14 protein-coding genes are annotated in these 20,689 nt (G+C 39.5%); all 14 read left to right on the top strand.

From position 1 onward, the window contains the following. The first annotated feature begins 33 nt into the window (after positions 1 to 33). The 14 genes from A9P82_RS12690 (at position 34) to A9P82_RS12625 (ending at position 20,675) form a co-directional block, all read left to right on the top strand. Positions 34 to 1,167 (top strand): glycoside hydrolase family 76 protein, encoded by a 1,134-nt coding sequence (locus A9P82_RS12690; RefSeq protein WP_066208388.1) that lies wholly within the window; start codon positions 34 to 36, stop codon positions 1,165 to 1,167. Positions 1,168 to 1,353: 186 nt separating this feature from the next. Beyond that, the gene (locus A9P82_RS12685) at positions 1,354 to 1,926 is read left to right on the top strand and encodes an RNA polymerase sigma-70 factor (RefSeq protein WP_066208384.1); all 573 of its coding nucleotides are present in this window, start codon (positions 1,354 to 1,356) and stop codon (positions 1,924 to 1,926) included. A 26-nt stretch (positions 1,927 to 1,952) separates the two neighbouring features. Then, positions 1,953 to 3,158, top strand: coding sequence for an L-fucose:H+ symporter permease (gene fucP, locus A9P82_RS12680; RefSeq protein ID WP_066208382.1), 1,206 nt, complete (start codon positions 1,953 to 1,955; stop codon positions 3,156 to 3,158). A 113-nt stretch (positions 3,159 to 3,271) separates the two neighbouring features. Then, positions 3,272 to 5,338 (top strand): beta-L-arabinofuranosidase domain-containing protein, encoded by a 2,067-nt coding sequence (locus A9P82_RS12675; protein WP_066208380.1) that lies wholly within the window; start codon positions 3,272 to 3,274, stop codon positions 5,336 to 5,338. A gap of 32 nt (positions 5,339 to 5,370) precedes the next feature. Continuing rightward, positions 5,371 to 7,827 (top strand): glutaminase family protein, encoded by a 2,457-nt coding sequence (locus A9P82_RS12670; protein WP_082915342.1) that lies wholly within the window; start codon positions 5,371 to 5,373, stop codon positions 7,825 to 7,827. A 192-nt stretch (positions 7,828 to 8,019) separates the two neighbouring features. Continuing rightward, positions 8,020 to 8,580 (top strand): RNA polymerase sigma factor, encoded by a 561-nt coding sequence (locus A9P82_RS12665; RefSeq protein ID WP_066208378.1) that lies wholly within the window; start codon positions 8,020 to 8,022, stop codon positions 8,578 to 8,580. A 78-nt stretch (positions 8,581 to 8,658) separates the two neighbouring features. After that, positions 8,659 to 9,810: a FecR family protein gene (locus A9P82_RS12660; protein WP_066208375.1), complete on the top strand. Its 1,152-nt coding sequence runs from the start codon at positions 8,659 to 8,661 to the stop codon at positions 9,808 to 9,810. A 244-nt stretch (positions 9,811 to 10,054) separates the two neighbouring features. Beyond that, a complete protein-coding gene (locus A9P82_RS12655; RefSeq protein ID WP_066209930.1) occupies positions 10,055 to 13,447 on the top strand; it encodes a TonB-dependent receptor in 3,393 nt (1,130 codons plus the stop codon). Positions 13,448 to 13,594: 147 nt separating this feature from the next. Beyond that, complete coding sequence (locus A9P82_RS12650) at positions 13,595 to 15,481, top strand: RagB/SusD family nutrient uptake outer membrane protein (RefSeq protein WP_066208372.1); 1,887 nt, start codon at positions 13,595 to 13,597, stop codon at positions 15,479 to 15,481. 60 nt (positions 15,482 to 15,541) lie between these two features. Beyond that, positions 15,542 to 16,267, top strand: a complete 726-nt coding sequence (locus A9P82_RS12645; RefSeq protein WP_066208370.1) for a DUF3823 domain-containing protein — start codon at positions 15,542 to 15,544, stop codon at positions 16,265 to 16,267. A gap of 187 nt (positions 16,268 to 16,454) precedes the next feature. Continuing rightward, the gene (locus tag A9P82_RS12640; protein WP_082915341.1) at positions 16,455 to 17,318 is read left to right on the top strand and encodes a glycoside hydrolase family 43 protein; all 864 of its coding nucleotides are present in this window, start codon (positions 16,455 to 16,457) and stop codon (positions 17,316 to 17,318) included. Between the two features lie 14 nt (positions 17,319 to 17,332). After that, positions 17,333 to 18,391, top strand: coding sequence for a glycoside hydrolase family 43 protein (locus A9P82_RS12635; protein ID WP_066208366.1), 1,059 nt, complete (start codon positions 17,333 to 17,335; stop codon positions 18,389 to 18,391). 33 nt (positions 18,392 to 18,424) lie between these two features. After that, a complete protein-coding gene (locus A9P82_RS12630) occupies positions 18,425 to 19,492 on the top strand; it encodes a cellulase family glycosylhydrolase (protein WP_066208364.1) in 1,068 nt (355 codons plus the stop codon). Between the two features lie 10 nt (positions 19,493 to 19,502). Beyond that, positions 19,503 to 20,675, top strand: a complete 1,173-nt coding sequence (locus tag A9P82_RS12625; RefSeq protein ID WP_066208362.1) for an aldose epimerase family protein — start codon at positions 19,503 to 19,505, stop codon at positions 20,673 to 20,675. Positions 20,676 to 20,689: the final 14 nt, after the last annotated feature.

Raw genomic sequence — 20,689 nt, 5'->3', positions numbered from 1 at the left:
GAAATACATGCATAATAAAACAAGTTATAGATAATGAAATACAGATATTTTTTTACTGTTGCGATAATGCTGTTTCTAAGTTCATGCACAAGGCATTACGATTATGATTTCAGTACACAAGACGGTATTGACCGGTACGCTATTGACTGGGACAAGGCAGCCGACAGCAGCACGGAATTTTTAATCAATAATTTCTGGAATCCCACTCCGGGTTATTTCAATGAAAGCACAGCAAGTTCCGGCTTTCAGTATTGGCCGCAGGCGCATGGTTTGGATGTGTTGATAGATGCATTCAACAGAAGCAAAAGCAGCACTTATTCCGATTATATTAATAAATGGTACACCGGTGTTCAGCAAAAAAACGGCAATACATTTATCGGCTTTTACTATGACGATATGGGCTGGAATGCATTAGCTGTACTCCGTGCTTATCAGGCGACTAACGATGAAAAATTCAAGGATGCAGCAAACACTATATGGACAGATATAAAAGGTGGCTGGAGCGACGAACTGGGCGGCGGAATTTATTGGAATAAAGACAAAAAATTTAAAAACACTCCGGCAAACGGTCCCGCTTGTATTTTCGCTGTAAGATTATATGAAGAGTTCAAAGACCAAAGCAATCTCGACTGGGCTGTAAAAGATTACAACTGGCTAAAAGATTCTTTAACCGACCCGAACGGTTTTGTATATGACGGAATTAATACAGACGGTTCAAGGTCATCATCGGCATTTACATATAATCAGGGGTTAATGATTGGCGCAGCAAATGAATTGTACAATGCAACAAAAGATCCTGCATATCTCAACGATGCGCAAACATTTGCCAATTATGCTTTGAACAATACATCTTACACTACTGCCGACAGATTGCTGATAGATGAAGGAAAAGGCGATGGCGGATTATTCAACGGCATTTTCATTCGTTATTTTACACAACTTATTGCAAACCCCGATTTGGATGAAACTGTAAGAAAACGCTACATCGATTTTCTGAAGCTGAATGCCGAAACACTTTGGTATGCGGGTGCTAATAAGCAAGCCGGTTTATATGGAACTTACTGGAAAAATCCGCCTACTGATGCATCTGTTGATTTAACTGTTGAAGAAAGCGGCTGTATGCTCATTGAGGCTGCCGCGCTGTTAAATCAAAAACAATTATTGTAATAAAAAGATTGTTTTAAAATGCTTTAAACGCAATTTTAGTAATTGCGTTTAAAGCATTTTTTAGTGTAAAATACAAACCTCTAACGCTTTCATTATTCATTTCCTTTTTATTGCTTTCGGATAAATTAAGAAACATTTGTTTGTTAAACAAAAGTTTACTACTTTTCGCTTCTAAATCTTGTAAAAATGGAACAAAAATTCAATTATCATGCTATGGAAGATGAGCAGTTATTTGCTTTGTCGCGGCAAGATGAAGCAGCTTTCAATGAAATATATTCCCGCTACTATTCCCTGTTGTTTCACATTGCATACAAAACGCTGAAATGCAGGCAGGTAGCGGAAGACATCGTTCAGGACATATTTATTTCCCTCTATCAAAGAAGAGAAAAAATAGCTTTTAGCGTATCATTAAAAGCGTATCTCAACAAGGCTGTACGCTTTAAAATTTTTAATGAAATGCGTGCAGAAAATATTCGCAGCAAATATTGCAAAAACGTTTTTTCTAATGAATCTTGCAAAATCGTTTTTGCTGATTTGGAAACAAAAGAACTTTCTCAAAAAATCAACCAGGTTTTCTATAATTTGCCTGCGAAATGCCGTGATGTATTTACGCTAAGCCGCAATAATGGTTATTCTCAAAAAGATATTTCACAAATGTTGTCCATATCTTTAAGCACGGTAGAAAAGCATATCGGCAAAGCGCTGAAAATTTTCAGAAAAGAACTGTCCGAATATTCTTATATGTTTTCCGCTTCTTAATTCAATAATGAACGTAAGTAATTTTTATGTCAAATAATCCAAAATTTATCGATAAGAAATATGTGCTTATCTACGGGTATGTTACCTGTCTTTTTATGATTTGGGGCATTGCACTTTCCATGTGCGATGTGCTTAACAAGCATTTTCAAAATGTGCTGCATATAGATAAATCCAAATCGGGTTTAATTCAACTATCTGTGTTTGGCGCCTATGCCGTAATGAGTATTCCCGCGGGGCTTTTTATGAAAAAATTCGGCTACAAAAAAGGCGTGTTGCTCGGACTGATTTTATTTGTCTGTGGCACACAATTATTTATTCCTGCGGCAAATAACAATTCATTTACTATGTTTAGAATCGCGTTGTTTATTTTAGGAACAGGCATGGCAACATTGGAAACAGTAGCGCATCCGTTTGCTGCTGCTTTGGGCGATCAAAGAACCAGCGACAGACGACTTAACTTTTCGCAATCATTCAATGCTGTCGGCACAATGATTGGTCCTGCCATCGGCACTTATTTTCTGTTGAGAGTTACACATGATTCCAATGACCTTTCTTCCGTAAAATATTTGTATTTGTCAATAGGCATTGTGATTGCACTTTTTGCCATTGCTTTTGCATTTACACACGTGCCTAAAGTTCAATACGCACATCATGAAGCAGAAAATGTTGAAGCCGGACAAAATAAGCCATTGATAAAACATCCGCATTTTATCTGGTCGGTGGCGGCGCAGTTTTTCAATGTGGCGGCGCAAAGCGGCACGTGGGCATTTTTCATTAATTACGGACATGAAAAAATGGGATTCTCCGAGCAAACGGCAGGTAATTACATGGTTTTGTTTATGGCAATGATGACTATCGGCAGAATTGTAGGCACAGCATTGATGAAATTTATAGCGCCAAATAAACTACTCGCTGCATTTGCATTAGGAAGTGTTTTGTGTTGCCTGATTGTAGCGCAAAATTTAGGTTGGACATCCTTCATAGCATTACTGATGATTAATTTTTTCTTCAGCATTATGTATCCGACTATTTTTAGTTTAGGGCTTAAAGATTTAGGTGCTAAAACCCAACAGGCATCTTCTTATATTTCAATGGGAATGGTAGGTGGCGCTATTTTCCCGTATTTCATGGGAAAAATTGCCAATCATGATGTAGCCGTTTCGTACTATTTACCGATTATCTGCTATGTGTTTATTTTTCTGTTTGCCGTGCGATTGTATAAATCGAGATAACATTTTATAATGAATTATTAATTCTTTTTAAACAAAAAATAAACCGATTGGTAATACAGCACGTTCTTTAAAAATAAATGATGAACTTTAATCACGCTCATAAATTATAGCGAATGAAACAAATAAAAATATTTTTCGCAGCAGCAATGCTCGCTCTCTGCGTTTTCGTTATTGCAGCATGGACAAAAAACAACAACAATATTTCGGTAAGAAGTGTTGCTTCGCCGCCGCTGAATGCTTCCAATGATTTTTATACAAGCAATAAAAATCCGCTGCAGCCTTTACATTTTATCAAATTACCCATCGGCAGCATTCAGCCGCAAGGATGGTTGTTGAAATATCTGCACTTGCAACGCGACGGATTAACGGGACATCTTGGCGAAATAAGCGCATGGTTAGAAAAGAAAGATAATGCGTGGCTGAGTAAAGATGGTACAGGTTCTCACGGTTGGGAAGAAGTTCCGTATTGGTTGAAAGGCTATGGAGATTTGGCGTATTTGCTGAAGGATACGGCAATGATTAATGAAACGAAGTTTTGGCTCAATGCCGTGCTTCAATCGCAAAGAGAAGACGGATATTTCGGACCGCTTTCTTTGAAAAACGGCAAGCCCGATTTGTGGGCAAATATGATTATGCTTTGGTGTTTGCAGTCTTATTACGACTACAGTAATGACAATCGTGTGATTCCTTTTATGACAAAATATTTTCAATGGGAATTGAACTTGCCCGACAGTATGTTTCTGAAAGATTATTGGGAGAACAGTCGCGGCGGCGATAATTTGTATAGCGTGTATTGGCTGTATAACAGAACAGGCGATAATTGGCTGCTGGATTTAGCAAAGAAAATTCATCGCAATACAGCAAATTGGGAACAGAAAAATAATTTGCCCAATTGGCACAACGTAAACATCGCCCAAAGTTTCAGAGAGCCTGCAACTTATTTTTTGCAGAGCAATGATTCCAACGATTTGAAAGCGACATACAATGATTTTGAGCTTGTAAGAAAAATTTACGGACAAGTTCCGGGTGGAATGTTTGGCGCAGATGAAAATGCGCGACCGGGTTATACCGACCCACGACAGGCAATCGAAACCTGCGGCATTGTGGAGCAAATGGCTTCCGATGAAATGTTGCTTCGTTTTACCGGAAATCCGTTGTGGGCAGACAATTGCGAGGATGTAATGTTTAATACTTTTCCAGCCGCGTTGATGCCCGACTTCAAAGCACTGCGCTATCTTACCGCGCCGAACATGGTAGTAAGCGACGATAAAAATCATCATCCCGATATTGCCAATGAAGGACCTTTTTTAATGATGAATCCTTTCAGCAGCCGTTGTTGTCAGCACAATCATGCGCAAGGCTTGCCCTACTACTCAGAAAATCTTTGGATGGCAACACCTGACAACGGACTCGCGGCTGTTTTATACAATGCAAATACGGTAAACGCTAAAGTTAGTAACGGAACGAATATCTCCATTGAAGAACGAACAAATTATCCTTTTGACGAAAATATTCAGTTTATCATTCATACAAAAAATAAAACAAATTTTCCGTTGTACCTGCGCATTCCGCAATGGTGCAACAATGCAAGCATTTTCATTAATGGTAAAAAAGCATCCTCACAGTTGACGCCTGATGCTTATGCTCAAATCTCAAACGATTGGAAAGAGGGCGACAAAATAACCTTGAATCTCCCGATGAAAATATCCGTCAAAAAATGGACGGCAAATAAAAACAGTGTAAGCGTTAATTACGGACCATTGACATTTTCTTTAAAAATGAAAGAACGGATTGAAAAAATGGACAGCCGCAAAGCTGTACAGGAGGATTCTCATTGGCAGGAAAATGCAGACCCGTCCAAATATCCTGCGTATAATTTATATGCTGCAAGCGCGTGGAATTACGGTTTGGTTTTATCGAATGATACTGCAAATTGGAAAGTCATACACAAACCCTTTCCAAAAGATTCATTTCCATTCACACCGGAAAATGTTCCTTTAGAAATCGTAAATGTTCAGGCGAAACAAATTTCTTCATGGGTAATCGATAAATACGGGCTTTGCGCTGTACTGCCCGAAAGTCCCGTAAACACTCAATCGCAGACAAACGATATAACTTTGATACCAATGGGTGCTACAAGGCTTAGAATATCTGCATTCCCTACAATAGCTAAAAAATAATTTATCTAAATCAAATCATAAACAAAAATTCTATGACACGAAATGCAACTTGTAAAAAAATTCTTTCTGTCTGCTTTGCGTTCGCAGTTATACATCTATCCGCGCAACAGGTTGCACCTTCCTATCCTCTGATAACGCACGACACGTATTTCAGTATTTGGTCGTCGAGTAATGTACTGAACGAATCTACCACAAAACACTGGACGGGAACAAATCAATCTTTGATTGGCATCGTAAAAGTTGATAACCGGTTCTATCGTTTTCTCGGCAAAACTCCCGACATTTACAGAAGCATTGTGCATTCCGAAACGATAAAATATACCATGTCAAATGCTGATGCAGACTGGACTTCAGAAAATTACAACGATTCAAAGTGGCAAACAGGCCAAGAACCTTTTTGCGACGACGCGAAAAACGGAAAAACTGTTTGGCAAACTAAAGAAGTATGGTTTCGCCAAACGTTTAATTATTCAAAAAACAACCACAATCTCTTTCTGCAAATTCAACACGATGATGACGTAGAAGTATATTTAAACGGTCAAAAAATTTATGAAGAAACAGGAGCGAACACAAGACCAGATTATATTGACCTTTCAGAAAAAATAAATAACACAATCAAAGCAGGCAAAAATATTTTAGCCGTGCATTGTACCAACACAGGAGGTTTAGCTTATTTGAATGCAGACATTGTTGAACAAATCTCCTCGGCAATGGACAATCAAATTCGGCTTGCTTCACAAAAAGCTGTCCGCTTAACGGCGACGCAAACGAAGTATGATTTTACCGCGGGAGGGGTTGATTTGCAAGTGAAATTCATTTCGCCATTGTTGCTGAGCGATTTGAATCTTGTATCACGCCCTGTTTCTTATGTAACTTTTAATGCAACATCCAACGACGGCAAAACGCACGATGTGCAGGTTTATTTCGGCGCCTCATCGGACGTTGCGGTTAATACATCAAAGCAGGAAGTCGCTGCATCTGTTGCCAATACAAGCAATTTAAAATTGCTGAAAACAGGCACAACATCACAGCCCGTACTGCAAAAGAAAGGCGATGATCTGAGAATCGACTGGGGGTATTTTTATGTAGGCGCACCCAATGATAATACAACGCAGCAATTCATCACATCTTCCGAAACAAGCGGTATTGCTGCATTTCTGAATAACAAAGTTCAATCAACCGGTTCTGTCAAAGGAAACAGCCTCGAACTGAATACCGTTTTAAATCTTGGGAAAATATCATCTTCATCCAAAGAAAAATTTATCGAGCTCGGTTATGATGAACAATACATGGTTCAGTATTTTCATCACAACCTGCGCCCCTGGTGGAACAAAGACGGCAACAGCTCCATTGAACAGCAATTGGAAACCGCTTATAACGATTATAATCCGGTGGTAGAAAAATGTAACGCTTTCGATAAGCAAATGTATCAGGAAGCCGTTGCTGCGGGCGGCGAAGATTACGCAAAGCTTTGCGATTTGGCATACAGGCAAAGCGTTTCCGCACATGCTTTGGTGCAAAGCCCCAAAGGAGAAATTTTATTTTTGTCCAAAGAAAATTTCAGCAACGGTTCTATCAACACGGTGGATATAACTTATCCTTCCGCGCCTTTATATTTAATCTACAATCCCGATTTACTCAAAGGAATGCTGAACGGAATTTATGAATACAGCGAAAGCGGTAAGTGGCAAAAGCCTTTCCCTGCGCACGATTTAGGCACTTATCCTTTGGCAAACGGACAAACCTACGGAGAAGATATGCCGGTGGAAGAAGCAGGAAATGTAGTCATTGCTACGGCTGCTATTGCAAAAGCCGAAGGTAATGCGAACTACGCAAAACAGCATTGGAAAGAGTTAAGCATTTGGGTGGATTATTTATCAAAAGCAGGACTTGACCCTACCAACCAATTATGCACGGATGACTTTGCAGGACATCTGGCACGCAACGCAAACCTTTCAGTGAAAGCCATCGTTGCCATTGGCGCCTATGGACTGATGGCAGATATGTTGGGACAAAAAGATACTGCCGAAAAATATATTACCATGGCAAAAGACTTTGCACAAAAATGGATGCAGCTTGCAGATGCAGGCGACCATTATGCGCTTACGTTTAATGATAAAAATACCTGGAGCCAAAAGTATAATCTGGTTTGGGACAAAGTGCTGCATCTGAATATTTTCCCGCAAAGTGTTTATGAAAAGGAAGTGAAATATTATCTCACGAAGCAGAACAAATACGGTCTTCCTTTAGACAGCAGAAAAACTTATACAAAATCCGACTGGATTATGTGGACGGCAACGCTGGCGAATGATAAAGCAACGTTTGAAAAATTTGTAACGCCTGTTTACAAGTACGCAACCGAAACGCCGACCCGTGTGCCTTTGAGCGACTGGCACGAAACAACAGACGGTAAGCAAGTGGGCTTTCAGGCAAGAAGCGTCGTGGGGGGATACTTTATGAAAATGCTCGACGAAAAATTGAATAAATAAATACTGTATAGGCTTTTCTAACAGAGATTTGCCTAAACGACTTTTATCAAATAGCGGTACCACTGTTTTAAGGGTACATATATACAAAGAGTTTTGACAACAATAATAATGAATGTTTGTTATTTATTATTTTTAAATTTGTGCTTCAATTGTATACAAATTTTACAGATATAATAAGGATTGACTATTATTATGAACGCTTATCTATCTCTTAGTGATAACGAATTGGTGGACTTGTTAAAGCGAGACGACAAGGTTGCATTTACCGAAATATATAACCGGTATTCTGAAAAAATGGTTACCATCGCTTATGTAAAGTTACAGTCAGGAAACGACGCCAAAGAAGTCGTGCAGGAACTGTTTATTGATATCTGGAACAGACGCCGAAATCTCAATATCCGCCACAGTTTTTACACTTATATCAATGGAGCACTTAAATATAAAATTTATACCTTCTTAGGGCAACAGCGAAAAGAACAGACCAGGATACAACACCTTTCCACTGATAAAGTCAGCCATAATACCGAAGAATGGCTTAGCTATGAAACTTTAAGAAACGACTTAGAAAAAGCCATACTGGAACTTCCTGAAAAATGTCGTTTAGTATTTAGACTAAGTAGAGAAAAAGGTTTGTCCCACCATGAAATAGCACAACATCTTCACATTTCTAAAAAAACCGTTGAAAATCACATAACAAAGGCTCTCAACCATTTACATGGAGCACTCAAAACGATTTTCTTTCTTCTTTTTTGAATTCGTACAAATTTTTTATAAAACAATAGGGGTTTATTCTCTATTGTAAAGACTATTATATACAAACGTTATTTAGCAATGAATTTTCCGTCTTCAAAAAAATTAAAGTATTGGGCTGAAAATTATCTGAAAGGCACTATCAGCCAGAGCGATAAAGAAGCACTTGAAGCATGGTATATGTCCATGCCGGATATGGAAATTGATTGGGACGATGACCAAATAGATTCATTACAAACATTACAACATAAAATATTCAAAGCTGTCGAATCTCAAATCAGAGATAATGATAATAAAAAAATATTGCGTCGAAAACGGTTAAGATACATAATGTCAGCGGCAGCTATTATATTCATTTTAGTAACTCTTGGATTTTTCATGCACAAAGGCAAGAACACAGAAATTGCTTCTGCCGGACGTCAGCTTGTTAATGATATACAACCAGGTATAACACAAGCCACGCTTACGTTGCCCAACGGCAAGAAGATAGCTTTAGACAGCGCTCATTCGGTCAAAATAACAGCAGAAAAAGGCAGTATTTACGTTGTAGATAAAAACGGAGTAACTACCTATTTGGGCAATGCGACACAATTAAACGTTTATAATACACTTACCACACACCGGGGCGAACAGGCTCCGCCATTAGTCCTGGCAGATGGGACAAAAGTTTGGCTTAACAGCGCATCCTCGTTACGTTTCCCAATAAGTTTTAATAGCGATACAAGGGAAGTTACACTTTCCGGCGAAGCTTACTTTGAAGTAGCAAAAAATCCCCGGCATCCATTTATAGTTAATGCAGGAGCAAGCAAAATAAAAGTATTAGGAACACATTTTGATGTTATGGCATACAAAGATGAGCCATACACCTGTGCCACTTTACTTGAAGGCTCTATTCGCATAACAAACGGAAACAATAACGCCAGATTAGTCCCGGGACAGCAAGGCAAAATATCTACTGATGGTTCCGTTAATGTTGGTTGGGTCGATGCAGAAGAATCCATTGCATGGCTCCATGGTCAATTGTCTATGAAAAGCATGAATCTTACAACTTTTATGCGCGAAGTTTCACGCTGGTATAATGTTGATGTTGTTTACGAAGGCGAGCCTCCTGTTTTAAATTTCAGCGGACTATTAAACAAAGCCGTTCCTCTCTCGCAAATATTGGCGGCATTATCCGCCAATGGAGTACGTTGTAATCTAAAAGATAAAACGATAATTGTATCCGGTAAATAATTTGTTTAATCTTAAAATGATATTATGAAAACATAACAATCTTCAAAGCGTCAAGTCTTTACGCTAAAAACCGGAAGCGACTGGAACTCACTCCCGGCAAAATGTTCGACTTAAAGATTATCCACCATTCTATGTCAAATAATGATTAATTGTTTAACCCAAACTTTTCAAAAGTATGGAATATTTTTCTTTACGCAAGTTTCTTAAATATTGCTTAGTTCAGTACTTTAAAATTTGCAAAGCAATGCGTTTAACCACACTCCTCTTGCTTGTTACTGCGTTACAGGTACGTGCAAAAACCGAAGCGCAAACAATAACGCTTACAGGCAATAATATTACATTAGAAAAAGCATTGACTGATATTCAAAATCAATCGAAATATGCTTTTTTCTGGACCGACCAATTGATAAATTCGGCTCCTCACATTAATGTCCATTTCAAAAATTATCCGCTCCGGCAAGCATTAGATTCAGTACTAAAAAATCTTCCTCTTTCTTATAAAATAGAAAACAGATTTGTATATATCATCCCAAAAGTGCAAAATAATAATTCAGGTTTTGCCATACTTGCAGACATTACTGTCCATGGTACAGTAACAGATTCGTTAAAACATCCCATCGCAGGAGTATCTGTAATAATCAAAGGTTCAACCAAAGGCACCATTACCGGCTCCGATGGTACTTATTCAATTACTGTACGCAAAGGAGACATTCTTCAATTTGCTTATATCGGGTATAAAACCAAAGAAATAGTTGTAGGGGAAAAGAATGTCATTGATGTCCGGCTTGACGAACAAAATTCATTCCTGAATGATGTTGTAATGATTGGTTACGGAACAAGGAAAAAAGAAGACGTATCTGCCGCCGTCTCTACCATCACAAGTAAAGATATGGAAGACTCCCACAACGGCTCTACGGTCAGCAGCACATTATCCGGCAAAATCCCGGGAGTTACTTTCCGTATGTCGGACAGCCGCCCGGGAGCAAGTGCAAGTATTTCCATCCGCAATATGGGAAGTGCCCTATTTATAATTGACGGAATACAACAGGACGAAGGACAGTTTAACAACATTTCGCCCAATGATATTGAAAGCATCACAGTATTAAAAGATGCCTCCGCAGCGGTATATGGCGTAGAAGCGGCAAACGGCGTTATACTTGTTACCACCAAACGAGGTAAGCTTTCTTCCAAAAGTCAGGTCAATATTAATGCTTATACAGGCTGGCAAAATTGGTCAAGATTTCCTAAGACAACAAATAACTATGAATGGCAGGAAGGTAAAGTAGAGGCTGATGTGAATGAAGGGAGAACGCCTATTTCCCCTGATGAATTGGCAAAATATAAAGCCGCTGCAACCTCAAAATCGGCAGATACCGGCATTTACCGCAGTTTCGACTGGTACGATTTTATTGTAAAAGGCAATTCTCCATTGACCAATCTCAACCTAAATTTTACCGGTGGTACCGATAAAATTAACTATTACGTTTCGCTTTCTAACCTTTTCCAAAACTCTGTACTTGGCAGAGAATATAAGTTTAACCGCACCAATATTCAAAGTAACATTGATGCACAGATTTCCAAAAGCTTTAAAATAGGTGCGCAAATCAATGGGCGCGTAGAAGACCGGCAAAATCCCGGTGTGCCGGGTACTGATGATTATTGGGAAGCGCGCTTTGCCATTCTCCGCAATGCACCATGGGAAAGACCATATGCCAACGATAATCCAGCCTATCTTAATGAAATAGGACACGATAATGAAAACTGGGGGTTGCTCAACAATCAATTATCCGGTCATTATAGAGATACATGGCGAGTGTTACAAACCAATCTTACGGCTGAATGGAAAGCGCCCCTAAAAGGGCTTACATTCAAAGGCTTGTTTTCCTACTACTATGCTAATGAAATATTGAACAACCAGGAATATACTTATGTTACTTACAGCTACAATCAGGCAGATAGTACATATGTTCCGGTAGGCGGGAGTTCCAATCCCTGGCGAGAAAGAAACCAGAGAACAATTTTATCTTCCGACATTCAATTGCAGGCAGATTATAATCATTCTTTCGGCAAGCACAATATAGGATTGACTTTTGTAAATGAAAGAAACAAACGCGAAGATATGAGCAACTGGGTTCATGCCGTTCCTACTAGCAATGAGCTCCCGCTCATCTATGTCAGCATACTTGATACTTATAATGATGCAGATGTTACTACCAGCAAAATAGGCTATATTGGTCGTTTCAGCTATAATTATGATAATACATATTATCTGGATGTTGCGGGCAGAAGAGATGCCTCCTACATTCTATCTCCCGACCACAAATGGGGTACATTCCCATCCGTAACGGCAAGCTGGCGTGTAACCAAAGAAAAATTCATTCAAAATTGGCTAAGCCCGTCCATACTCAGTGAGTTTAAGATTCGCGCTTCTTACGGTCTTACCGGCGATGACAGAAATTTACCTATTGATGAATTCTCTTATCTTGAAGCGTATAATTATAACTCAGGCTCTCCGGCTATATTAGACGGGAATGCTGTTATTATTTCTTCATACAGAGGCATACCGGTTACTAATATTACCTGGATTAAAAGCCACATGCTGGACATAGGTTTCGATTATGGATTATTCAACAATAAATTAAACGGGACATTTGATTATTTCAAAAGAAAAAGAACAGACATTCCCGGAACAAAATATGATGTCCTGTTGCCGAGCGAATTAGGCTATACCCTACCGCCCGAGAGTATCGAAAACAATAGCGATAAAGTTCAGGGATTGGAAGGTTCCGTAAACTACAGTGGAAAAATTAAGAATGTAAACTTTACCGTTGCTGCAAATCTTACTTATGCGAGACCATATACGGTAGCAACATATCAACCGAAGTTCTATAATGCGTTGGACCAATATTTCAACAGCAATGAGAATCGTCCGAACAATCTTTTCTGGGGATACATAGCCGAGGGACAATTCACGTCTCAACAACAAATCAATGATTACCCTGTAAATGAAGATGGACAAGGTAATAAAACATTACTTCCCGGCGATATTATCTACAAAGACCTGAATGGCGACAAAGTTATTGACCAAAATGATACACGGCCAATTGGCTGGGGCGCAGGACAGAATCCTATTTTCAACGGCGGGCTAAATTTATCGGTCAATTGGAAGGGACTTGATTTAAGTATGGATTTCACTTACGGTTCGGGATATACATTTAATCAGAACTATGAAATGCGCTGGCCCTACCAGAACGGAGGTGCTTTGCAAGAACGGTTTTACGAAAGCCACTGGCATCACGAAGATATTTATGATGTAAACAGTCCGTGGGTTCCTGGTAAATATCCCGCATTTCGTTATAACGATGGCGGCGGCAATGACTACAATAAAAATTCAACTTTCTGGCTTGTGAATGTAAAATACTTCCGCAGCCGCAATATTGAATTAGGCTATTCTTTACCCAAAGCATGGCTTGCAAAAGTAAAGTTTACGAAAGCAAGATTCTATGTCAATTTCAGTAATCTTTTCTCAATAGACAATGTTCATCAGTTTGGGATAGATCCTGAAATCAGTGATGAAAACGGACTTACTTATCCGCAGAGTAAATATGTAAACGTAGGCGTAAATCTTGCTTTTTAATACGAAGTGACTATGTATTAGAAACTGAAAAAGATTATTACAAACAAAAAATTTAAAGATGAAACGCAGATATAACATATTCACACACTGTGGAATATATATTCAAGCGCTCCATCCAGCCATTCAAAAACAATAAAAAATATACTGATGAAAAAGTATTTATTGCATATCACGCTTCTCCTGCTGTTGTTTAGCAGTTGCAACAATAAAGATTTCCTCACAAACCAGCCGAAGTCCATTCTTACAACGGACCAAGTATTCGCAAATGCTGATTTGGCATATTCCGCATTAGCATCTTTATATGCAGGATATGTGGATCAGCAAACAATTACCAACTGGGTGGAATTTACCAACTTCGATGAGGCATTCCCTTCGGAAGCAGGAAATTATTGGCGAGTACAGCAGATAAACTACCCTTACGACTGGTGGAATCTTTGGAATTATGATTACATCAGAAACATCAATTTATTCATTCAGAATTGCGAAGCATCTACTGCTCTTTCCGACGCAGACCGGACCCGTTTTATTGCAGAAGCCCGCTTTTTGAGAGCAGCCAATTATTTTGAACTGGTCAAAAGAATGGGCGGCGTTCCTATCATTACCGTCCCTCTTACTTATGATTATAGTGGCGACCCCACTTCCTTGCAATTTCCAAGAAATAAAGAATCAGAAGTCTATGATTTTGTCCTCAATGAATTAGACACCATTAAAAACCTGTTGCCCGACGATGCTGCTATACAGGACAGGGCAACTAAAGGCGTTTGTCTCGCTATGCAGGCAAGAGCAGCTTTGTACGCAGCATCAATAGCAAAATATGGCGCCAATACTCCGGAAGTTTCTTTGCCCGACGGCGAAGTGGGCATTCCTGCTTCTCAGGCAAATGCTTATTATCAAAGGTCGCGGAATGCTGCAATGGAATTGATTAATAGTCATAAATACAGCTTATATATGAAAACACCGGACGACCTCTCGACAAATTTTGCCGCGCTTTTTTACGATAAATCGAATAACCCGGAAGTCATCTTCGCGCAAAATTTTAAATTAAAAAGTGGAACTGTTGAAGGCTGGACACTAAACAATCAACCGATGGCAATTGCAGAAGAATCACAGGGCGGCAGAGTAAATCCATCGTTGAACCTTGCTTTGCAGTATGAAACTTTGGATAATAAATATGCGCCGTACAAAACCAATGACGGTAGTAATTATATTTATTATGACAACGAAACAGATATTTTCGCCAATAGAGATGCTCGGTTAGCAGGCACATTCATTTTGCCCGGAAGCCAGTTTAAAGGCAAAGACGTGGACATATGGGCAGGTTATATCTTACCGGACTCCAACTATAAAATAATTACTTCACAGGTTTTCAGAGGACAAGACAAACTGCCTGGGCGCAACTACGACGAACAGGTCGTGGGCGGTTCCGGTCCAATAGACGGGCGCGAGTTCAGTGCGCAAACCGGATTTTACGTACGAAAATTTATGGACCCGGCTACCGGCTCTGGTCAAATCGGCACACAGAGTGAAGTATGGTGGATTCGTTACAGGTATGGCGAAGTATTGCTGAATATTGCTGAAGATGAATTTGAATTGGGCAACTTAGATTCCGCCGCTTTCTTCCTGAATCAAGTAAGAGCAAGAGCGGGTTTAACTATGCCGCTTACCACCGCAGACATCACATTTGACAGAATTGTTCACGAAAGAAGGGTAGAACTTGCATTTGAAGGACATGAATTGTTTGACAATAAACGCTGGCGCATTGCCGACAAAGTCTGGAACGGAGAGCAAATAACGGCAAGCGATCTTATCAATAACATAGGCAAAGCATCAACTCCCAATACAATGGTTTATGGTTTATGGCCTTACAAAGTATATCGACCCGGTAAACCAGAAGACGGCAAGTGGCTTTTCAAAGTTGTCAAGCCCAATGAAGTTACCGCCGCACACAGATTCTTAATTGGCAATTATTATTCTCAAATTGACCAGAGCGTGTTAAGTAACAATCCTAAGATTATAAAGAATCCCAACCAGTAACCCACATTTTGAAATAAAATTCTTTGAATAAGTAATTATTAAATCAAAAATATTTCGACAATGAAAAATATAAAATCATGGCTAAAACTCCTGGCAGGAATTGGAACAATAGCTTGTTTACACGGATGTAAAAAAGATAATTACGCATCTCCAAATATCAAGTTTACCGGAAACGTTGTTTATAAAGGACAGCCAATCGGCGTAAAAAACAATGGCGGCGGAACAGTATATTTTGAGCTGTGGCAATCGGGTTTTGGCAAAAGCGGACCAATCGATATTTTTCTCAATCAGGATGGTTCTTTTTCCGCACTGTTATTTAATGGAAATTATCAATTAATTTTCCCCACTTCCCAAGGACCTTTCGTGAGCAGTTCAGATACAATTCCACTTACATTAAGTGGAAACCAAACAATGGATATTGAAGTAACTCCATATTATCTGATTAATAATGCACAATTCAGTCTGGCTACAGATTCTACGGTTACGGCATCTTGCAGCGTAAGCCAAATAATTCAGGGCGAAAATGCCAAAAGCATCGAATCCATTGCATTATTTGTGAACAGAACTTCCTTTGTCGATGACGATAACGAGATTGCCAGGGCATCCGTGAACGGAGCCGATATTACCAATTTAAACAGCATTCATTTTACAACAAAAATTCCGACCAATATCAACAATGGCAACATTGGTGTTGCGAATCAAAATTATTTTTATGCACGGATAGGCTTAAAAATTTCAGGTGTGGACGATATGATTTTCTCGGATATCCAAAAAATAGAATTTTAGTAATATTTTCGTAACAGCTCAATCCCTTAGTTCCAAGACTTTTCATAAAATAATATACAATCGAATGGAGAAAGCCAATGAATATTTACTAAAATTATTTTTAGGAGTTCTATTGTTTAGCAGCACAATCCTATCTGCTCATGGACAAATAATTGATTCTTCATTTATAAAACCGTCGTTTGTATTTATGGCAGACCCTACAATTTTTTACAATAACGGAAAATATTATTTATACGGAACGTACGATATAAACAACAGTCAAGGCATCAGAGCTTTTGTTTCGGACCATCTGAAAATTTTTAAAAAAAGCGACAGTAAACTCGTTTTGAGAAAAGGAGAAGCATACGGAACCGCCGGTTTTTGGGCGCCGCAGATATGGCGTCAAGGAAAAATATTTTATATGGCTTATGTTGCCAACGAACATATTGCCATTGCCAAATCGTCTTCGTTACTTGGTCCATTTGTATCTAACAAACAGCCATTGATTGCAGATAAAAAAACAATCGACCCATTTGTGTTTACCGACGATAATGGCAAAAAATATTTATTCCATGTAGAGTTCAACAATGGCAATAAAATTTATGTGGCGCAGCTTAAAGATGATTTTTCCGGCATCATTCAATCAACCGATTCGTTGTGTTTGGAAGCAGAGCTGCCATGGGAAAAAGAAATGGACAATGTGGTTGAAGGTCCTACGGTAATTAAACACAATGGCTGGTATTATCTTATTTATTCAGCAAATCATTTCAAAAGCAAACATTATGCAGTTGGTTATGCGGTAAGTAGAAGCGTTTATGGTCCCTGGCAAAAAAGCGCGGATAACCCTATTCTCAGCATCAACGGAACCGGAAAGCCGGGAACAGGACATGGCGATATTTTTTTCGACGGCAAAGGAAAAATGTATTATGTATTTCATACGCACAATTCAGACTCGACTGTTGGTCCAAGAAAAACAGCAATCGTCAGTGCACACTTTGAAAAAGATAATTCGGGAGCCGATAAGCTAATAATGGAACAAAGCAATATGTATTATTTAAAACTTAAACCCTAAATATTATTGAGAACATGATTCGCAGAAAAAAATATGCAGTCGCAAAGCAATTATCCATAGTATTCTTTGGGTGTTCACTTGCCGCCATAGCTGTTGCTCAACAGCCGGCTGTAAAAACTTTCACAAATCCGCTTTTAAAATCAGGCGCGGATCCTTGGGTCATACAACAAGGCGATACGTATTACGTTACCCGCACGACCGGGCATAACCTGCAAATCATCGCAACAAAAAAAATGTCGGAACTTGGCAAAGTGCAACCGGTAACCATTTGGACGCCACCAAAGACAGGTAATTATGCCAAAGAAATATGGGCGCCGGAACTTCATTATATCAACCACAGCTGGTATATGTATTTTGCAGCTGACGATGGTAACAATAACCATCATCGGATTTATGTTTTGGAAAACAAAAATGCCAACCCTTTGTCTGCGCACTGGGTGTTTAAAGGAAAAGTTGCCGATGCAACAAACAAATGGGCAATTGATGCATCCGAATTTGAATACAAGGGAAAACAATATCTTATCTGGTCGGGATGGGCTGGAGATGACAATGTGAGCCAGAATATTTATATCGCAAAACTTGCCAATCCATGGACGATTGAAGGCAACCGCGTGATGCTTTCACATCCGCAATATAACTGGGAAAAGAACGGCAGCGGCAACGGATTGCCCGTTGTAAACGAGGGTCCTGAAATTCTGAAAAGCCCGCAAGGCAGGCTGTTTCTTACTTATTCTGCAAGCGGTTGCTGGACGGACGATTATTGTTTGGGAATGCTTTCCCTGAAAAAAGGCGGCAACCCGCTCAATGCCGCCAACTGGATAAAAAATCCTCATCCCGTTTTTACAAAGAATATTACCAACAGTGTGTACGGTCCGGGGCACAACGGCTTTTTTACATCGCCGGACGGGAAAGAAGACTGGATTATTTATCACGCCAATCCCGCAAACGGCGAAGGCTGTGGTGGATTCAGAAGCGCACGGATGCAAAAGATAAGCTGGAATAAAGACGGAACGCCTCATTTTGGTGTTCCCCGAAAAACGGATGTCCCTATACCCGTTCCGTCAGGAGAATAATTAATTTTTTACCATGAATAAAAATAAAAAGTTATGAAACATAAGATATTTTTGCTGTGGTGTCTGTCGTTTGTCGCTTTAGGTTTTCAACTCAAAGTGCAGGCGCAATCCAAAGTATGGTCTGCCGAAAAAGCCAATCAATGGTACAACGGGCATAAGTGGTTTACAGGCGCAGACTATATTCCCGGCAATGCCGTCAATCAATTGGAAATGTGGCAGGCAGATACCTTTAGCCCCGATTTAATAGACAAAGAATTGTCATTGGCACAAGGCATTGGCTTTAATACACTCCGCGTTTTCTTGCACAGTGTAGCGTGGAAGGAAGACCCGGACGGTTTTAAAAAACGTGTTGACCAATTTTTATCCATCTGCCAAAAACATAACATTCAACCCATGTTTGTTTTTTTCGACGATTGCTGGAACAAAGACCCCAAGCCGGGAAAACAGCCTGCACCCAAAGCCGGCATTCACAATTCCGGCTGGATGCAGGACCCGGGGCAGCCCGCTTCGGAAGACAGCACTAATTTTCCCGAACTGGAAAAATATGTAAAAGATATTCTCACAACTTTCGGAAAAGACAACAGAGTTCTCGCATGGGATTTATACAACGAGCCGGGCAACAGCGGCAAAGGAAATAAATCTTTACCTTTACTTAAAGCCGTTTTCTCATGGGCAAGAGAAGCCGCGCCCGAACAACCTGTTACAGCCGGGCTTTGGGATTGGAATTTAGAAGATTTGAATAAGTTTCAGGTTGCCAATTCCGACATTATTACCTACCATAATTACGGCGAACTCGACGAACATTTAAGAACAGTACAAATACTCAAATCATTCGGCAAACCGCTAATATGTACAGAATATATGGCAAGACCACGCAACAGTTTATTCAAAACCATTTTACCCATGCTGAAAAAAGAACACGTAGGTGCCATCAACTGGGGGTTTGTACAAGGTAAAACCAATACAATTTATGCATGGAATCATCCGATGCCCGACGGCTCGGAACCGGAATTATGGTTTCACGATATCTTCAGAAAAGATTTTACGCCGTACAAAAAAGATGAAGTAGAACTCATTAAAAAATTAAACTCAGAAAAATAAAAATCCTTTTATGATACATATAAAAAAACTATCCGGGTTATTCATTCTTGCTTCCGTATCTGCCGCATTATTATCCTGCAACAGCGGAACATCAACAAAACAAAATACAGGCGATTCGCTCCAAAGCATTATCCTTGATAAATCAGGCTTCGAGCAAACCATCGACAGCGTAAAAACCGATTTGTTTGTTATTAAAAATGCAAATGGTTTGATGGCGACTTTTACTAATTTCGGCGGAAGAATTGTGAGTCTTCTTGTGCCTGACAAAAACGGGAAACTGACAGATGTCGTTTGCGGATTTAAAAGTATCGAAGATTATCAAAAATCCACAGAACCTTATTACGGCGCAACCATCGGCAGGTTTGGCAACCGTATTGCCAAAGGCAAATTTTCCTTAAACGGAAAAAATTATTCATTGTTTATTAATAATCCGCCAAACACTTTGCACGGCGGCAAAAAAGGATTTCAATACCAGGTATGGAATGCTTCGCAACCCGACAGCAGCACCATTGTTTTTACAAGAATTTCCAAAGACATGGAAGAAAATTTTCCCGGCAACCTGGCTGTAAAAGTTACTTACCGGCTCAATAACAACAACGGTTTGGAAATGGAATACGAAGCCACCACAGATAAACCGACTGTCGTAAATTTGACCAATCATGCTTTCTTTAACCTCAATGGCGAGGGCGCGGGAACAATTCTTAACCATCAGGTACAAATATTTGCAAGTAATTACACACCCGTTGATTCTACCTTAATTCCTACGGGAAAAATTGAAAGTGTAGCCAACACGCCATTTGATTTTACACATTCTGAAACAATAGGCGCAAGAATCAATGAACCGAATGAACAGTTGAAAAACGGCAAAGGCTACGACATCAATTTTGTTCTTGACAGCACAGGCGAAAGGCATTTGGCAGCAACGGTTATCGGCGACAAATCGGGCATAGAAATGAATGTTTATACCGACCAGCCCGGGTTGCAATTTTACAGCGGTAATTTTATGAAATCGGATAATACTTTTAATGATAATATTAAAGACAGTTTCCGAACGGCATTTGCAATGGAAACACAACATTTTCCCGATGCGCCCAATCAGCCGGATTTCCCGAGTACGGTCTTAAATCCTGGTCAACTATACCACACTAAATCAGAATACGTGTTCTCCATAAAAAAGCATTAACTATTTATTTAAAA

This window comes from Arachidicoccus sp. BS20, from assembly GCF_001659705.1.
GTDB lineage: Bacteria > Bacteroidota > Bacteroidia > Chitinophagales > Chitinophagaceae > Arachidicoccus.
This window is presented reverse-complemented; position numbering and strand designations above follow the sequence as displayed.

What these genes read in the sequence shown, in the direction of transcription:
- A9P82_RS12645 (WP_066208370.1), top strand. Translation starts at nt 15,542, where the DNA reads ATGAAAAATATAAAATCATGGCTAAAACTCCTGGCAGGAATTGGAACA.
- A9P82_RS12635 (WP_066208366.1), top strand. Translation starts at nt 17,333, where the DNA reads ATGATTCGCAGAAAAAAATATGCAGTCGCAAAGCAATTATCCATAGTA.
- A9P82_RS12650 (WP_066208372.1), top strand. Translation starts at nt 13,595, where the DNA reads ATGAAAAAGTATTTATTGCATATCACGCTTCTCCTGCTGTTGTTTAGC.
- A9P82_RS12670 (WP_082915342.1), top strand. Translation starts at nt 5,371, where the DNA reads ATGACACGAAATGCAACTTGTAAAAAAATTCTTTCTGTCTGCTTTGCG.
- A9P82_RS12665 (WP_066208378.1), top strand. Translation starts at nt 8,020, where the DNA reads ATGAACGCTTATCTATCTCTTAGTGATAACGAATTGGTGGACTTGTTA.
- A9P82_RS12690 (WP_066208388.1), top strand. Translation starts at nt 34, where the DNA reads ATGAAATACAGATATTTTTTTACTGTTGCGATAATGCTGTTTCTAAGT.
- A9P82_RS12660 (WP_066208375.1), top strand. Translation starts at nt 8,659, where the DNA reads ATGAATTTTCCGTCTTCAAAAAAATTAAAGTATTGGGCTGAAAATTAT.
- A9P82_RS12675 (WP_066208380.1), top strand. Translation starts at nt 3,272, where the DNA reads ATGAAACAAATAAAAATATTTTTCGCAGCAGCAATGCTCGCTCTCTGC.
- A9P82_RS12685 (WP_066208384.1), top strand. Translation starts at nt 1,354, where the DNA reads ATGGAACAAAAATTCAATTATCATGCTATGGAAGATGAGCAGTTATTT.
- fucP (WP_066208382.1), top strand. Translation starts at nt 1,953, where the DNA reads ATGTCAAATAATCCAAAATTTATCGATAAGAAATATGTGCTTATCTAC.
- A9P82_RS12640 (WP_082915341.1), top strand. Translation starts at nt 16,455, where the DNA reads ATGGCAGACCCTACAATTTTTTACAATAACGGAAAATATTATTTATAC.
- A9P82_RS12630 (WP_066208364.1), top strand. Translation starts at nt 18,425, where the DNA reads ATGAAACATAAGATATTTTTGCTGTGGTGTCTGTCGTTTGTCGCTTTA.
- A9P82_RS12625 (WP_066208362.1), top strand. Translation starts at nt 19,503, where the DNA reads ATGATACATATAAAAAAACTATCCGGGTTATTCATTCTTGCTTCCGTA.
- A9P82_RS12655 (WP_066209930.1), top strand. Translation starts at nt 10,055, where the DNA reads ATGCGTTTAACCACACTCCTCTTGCTTGTTACTGCGTTACAGGTACGT.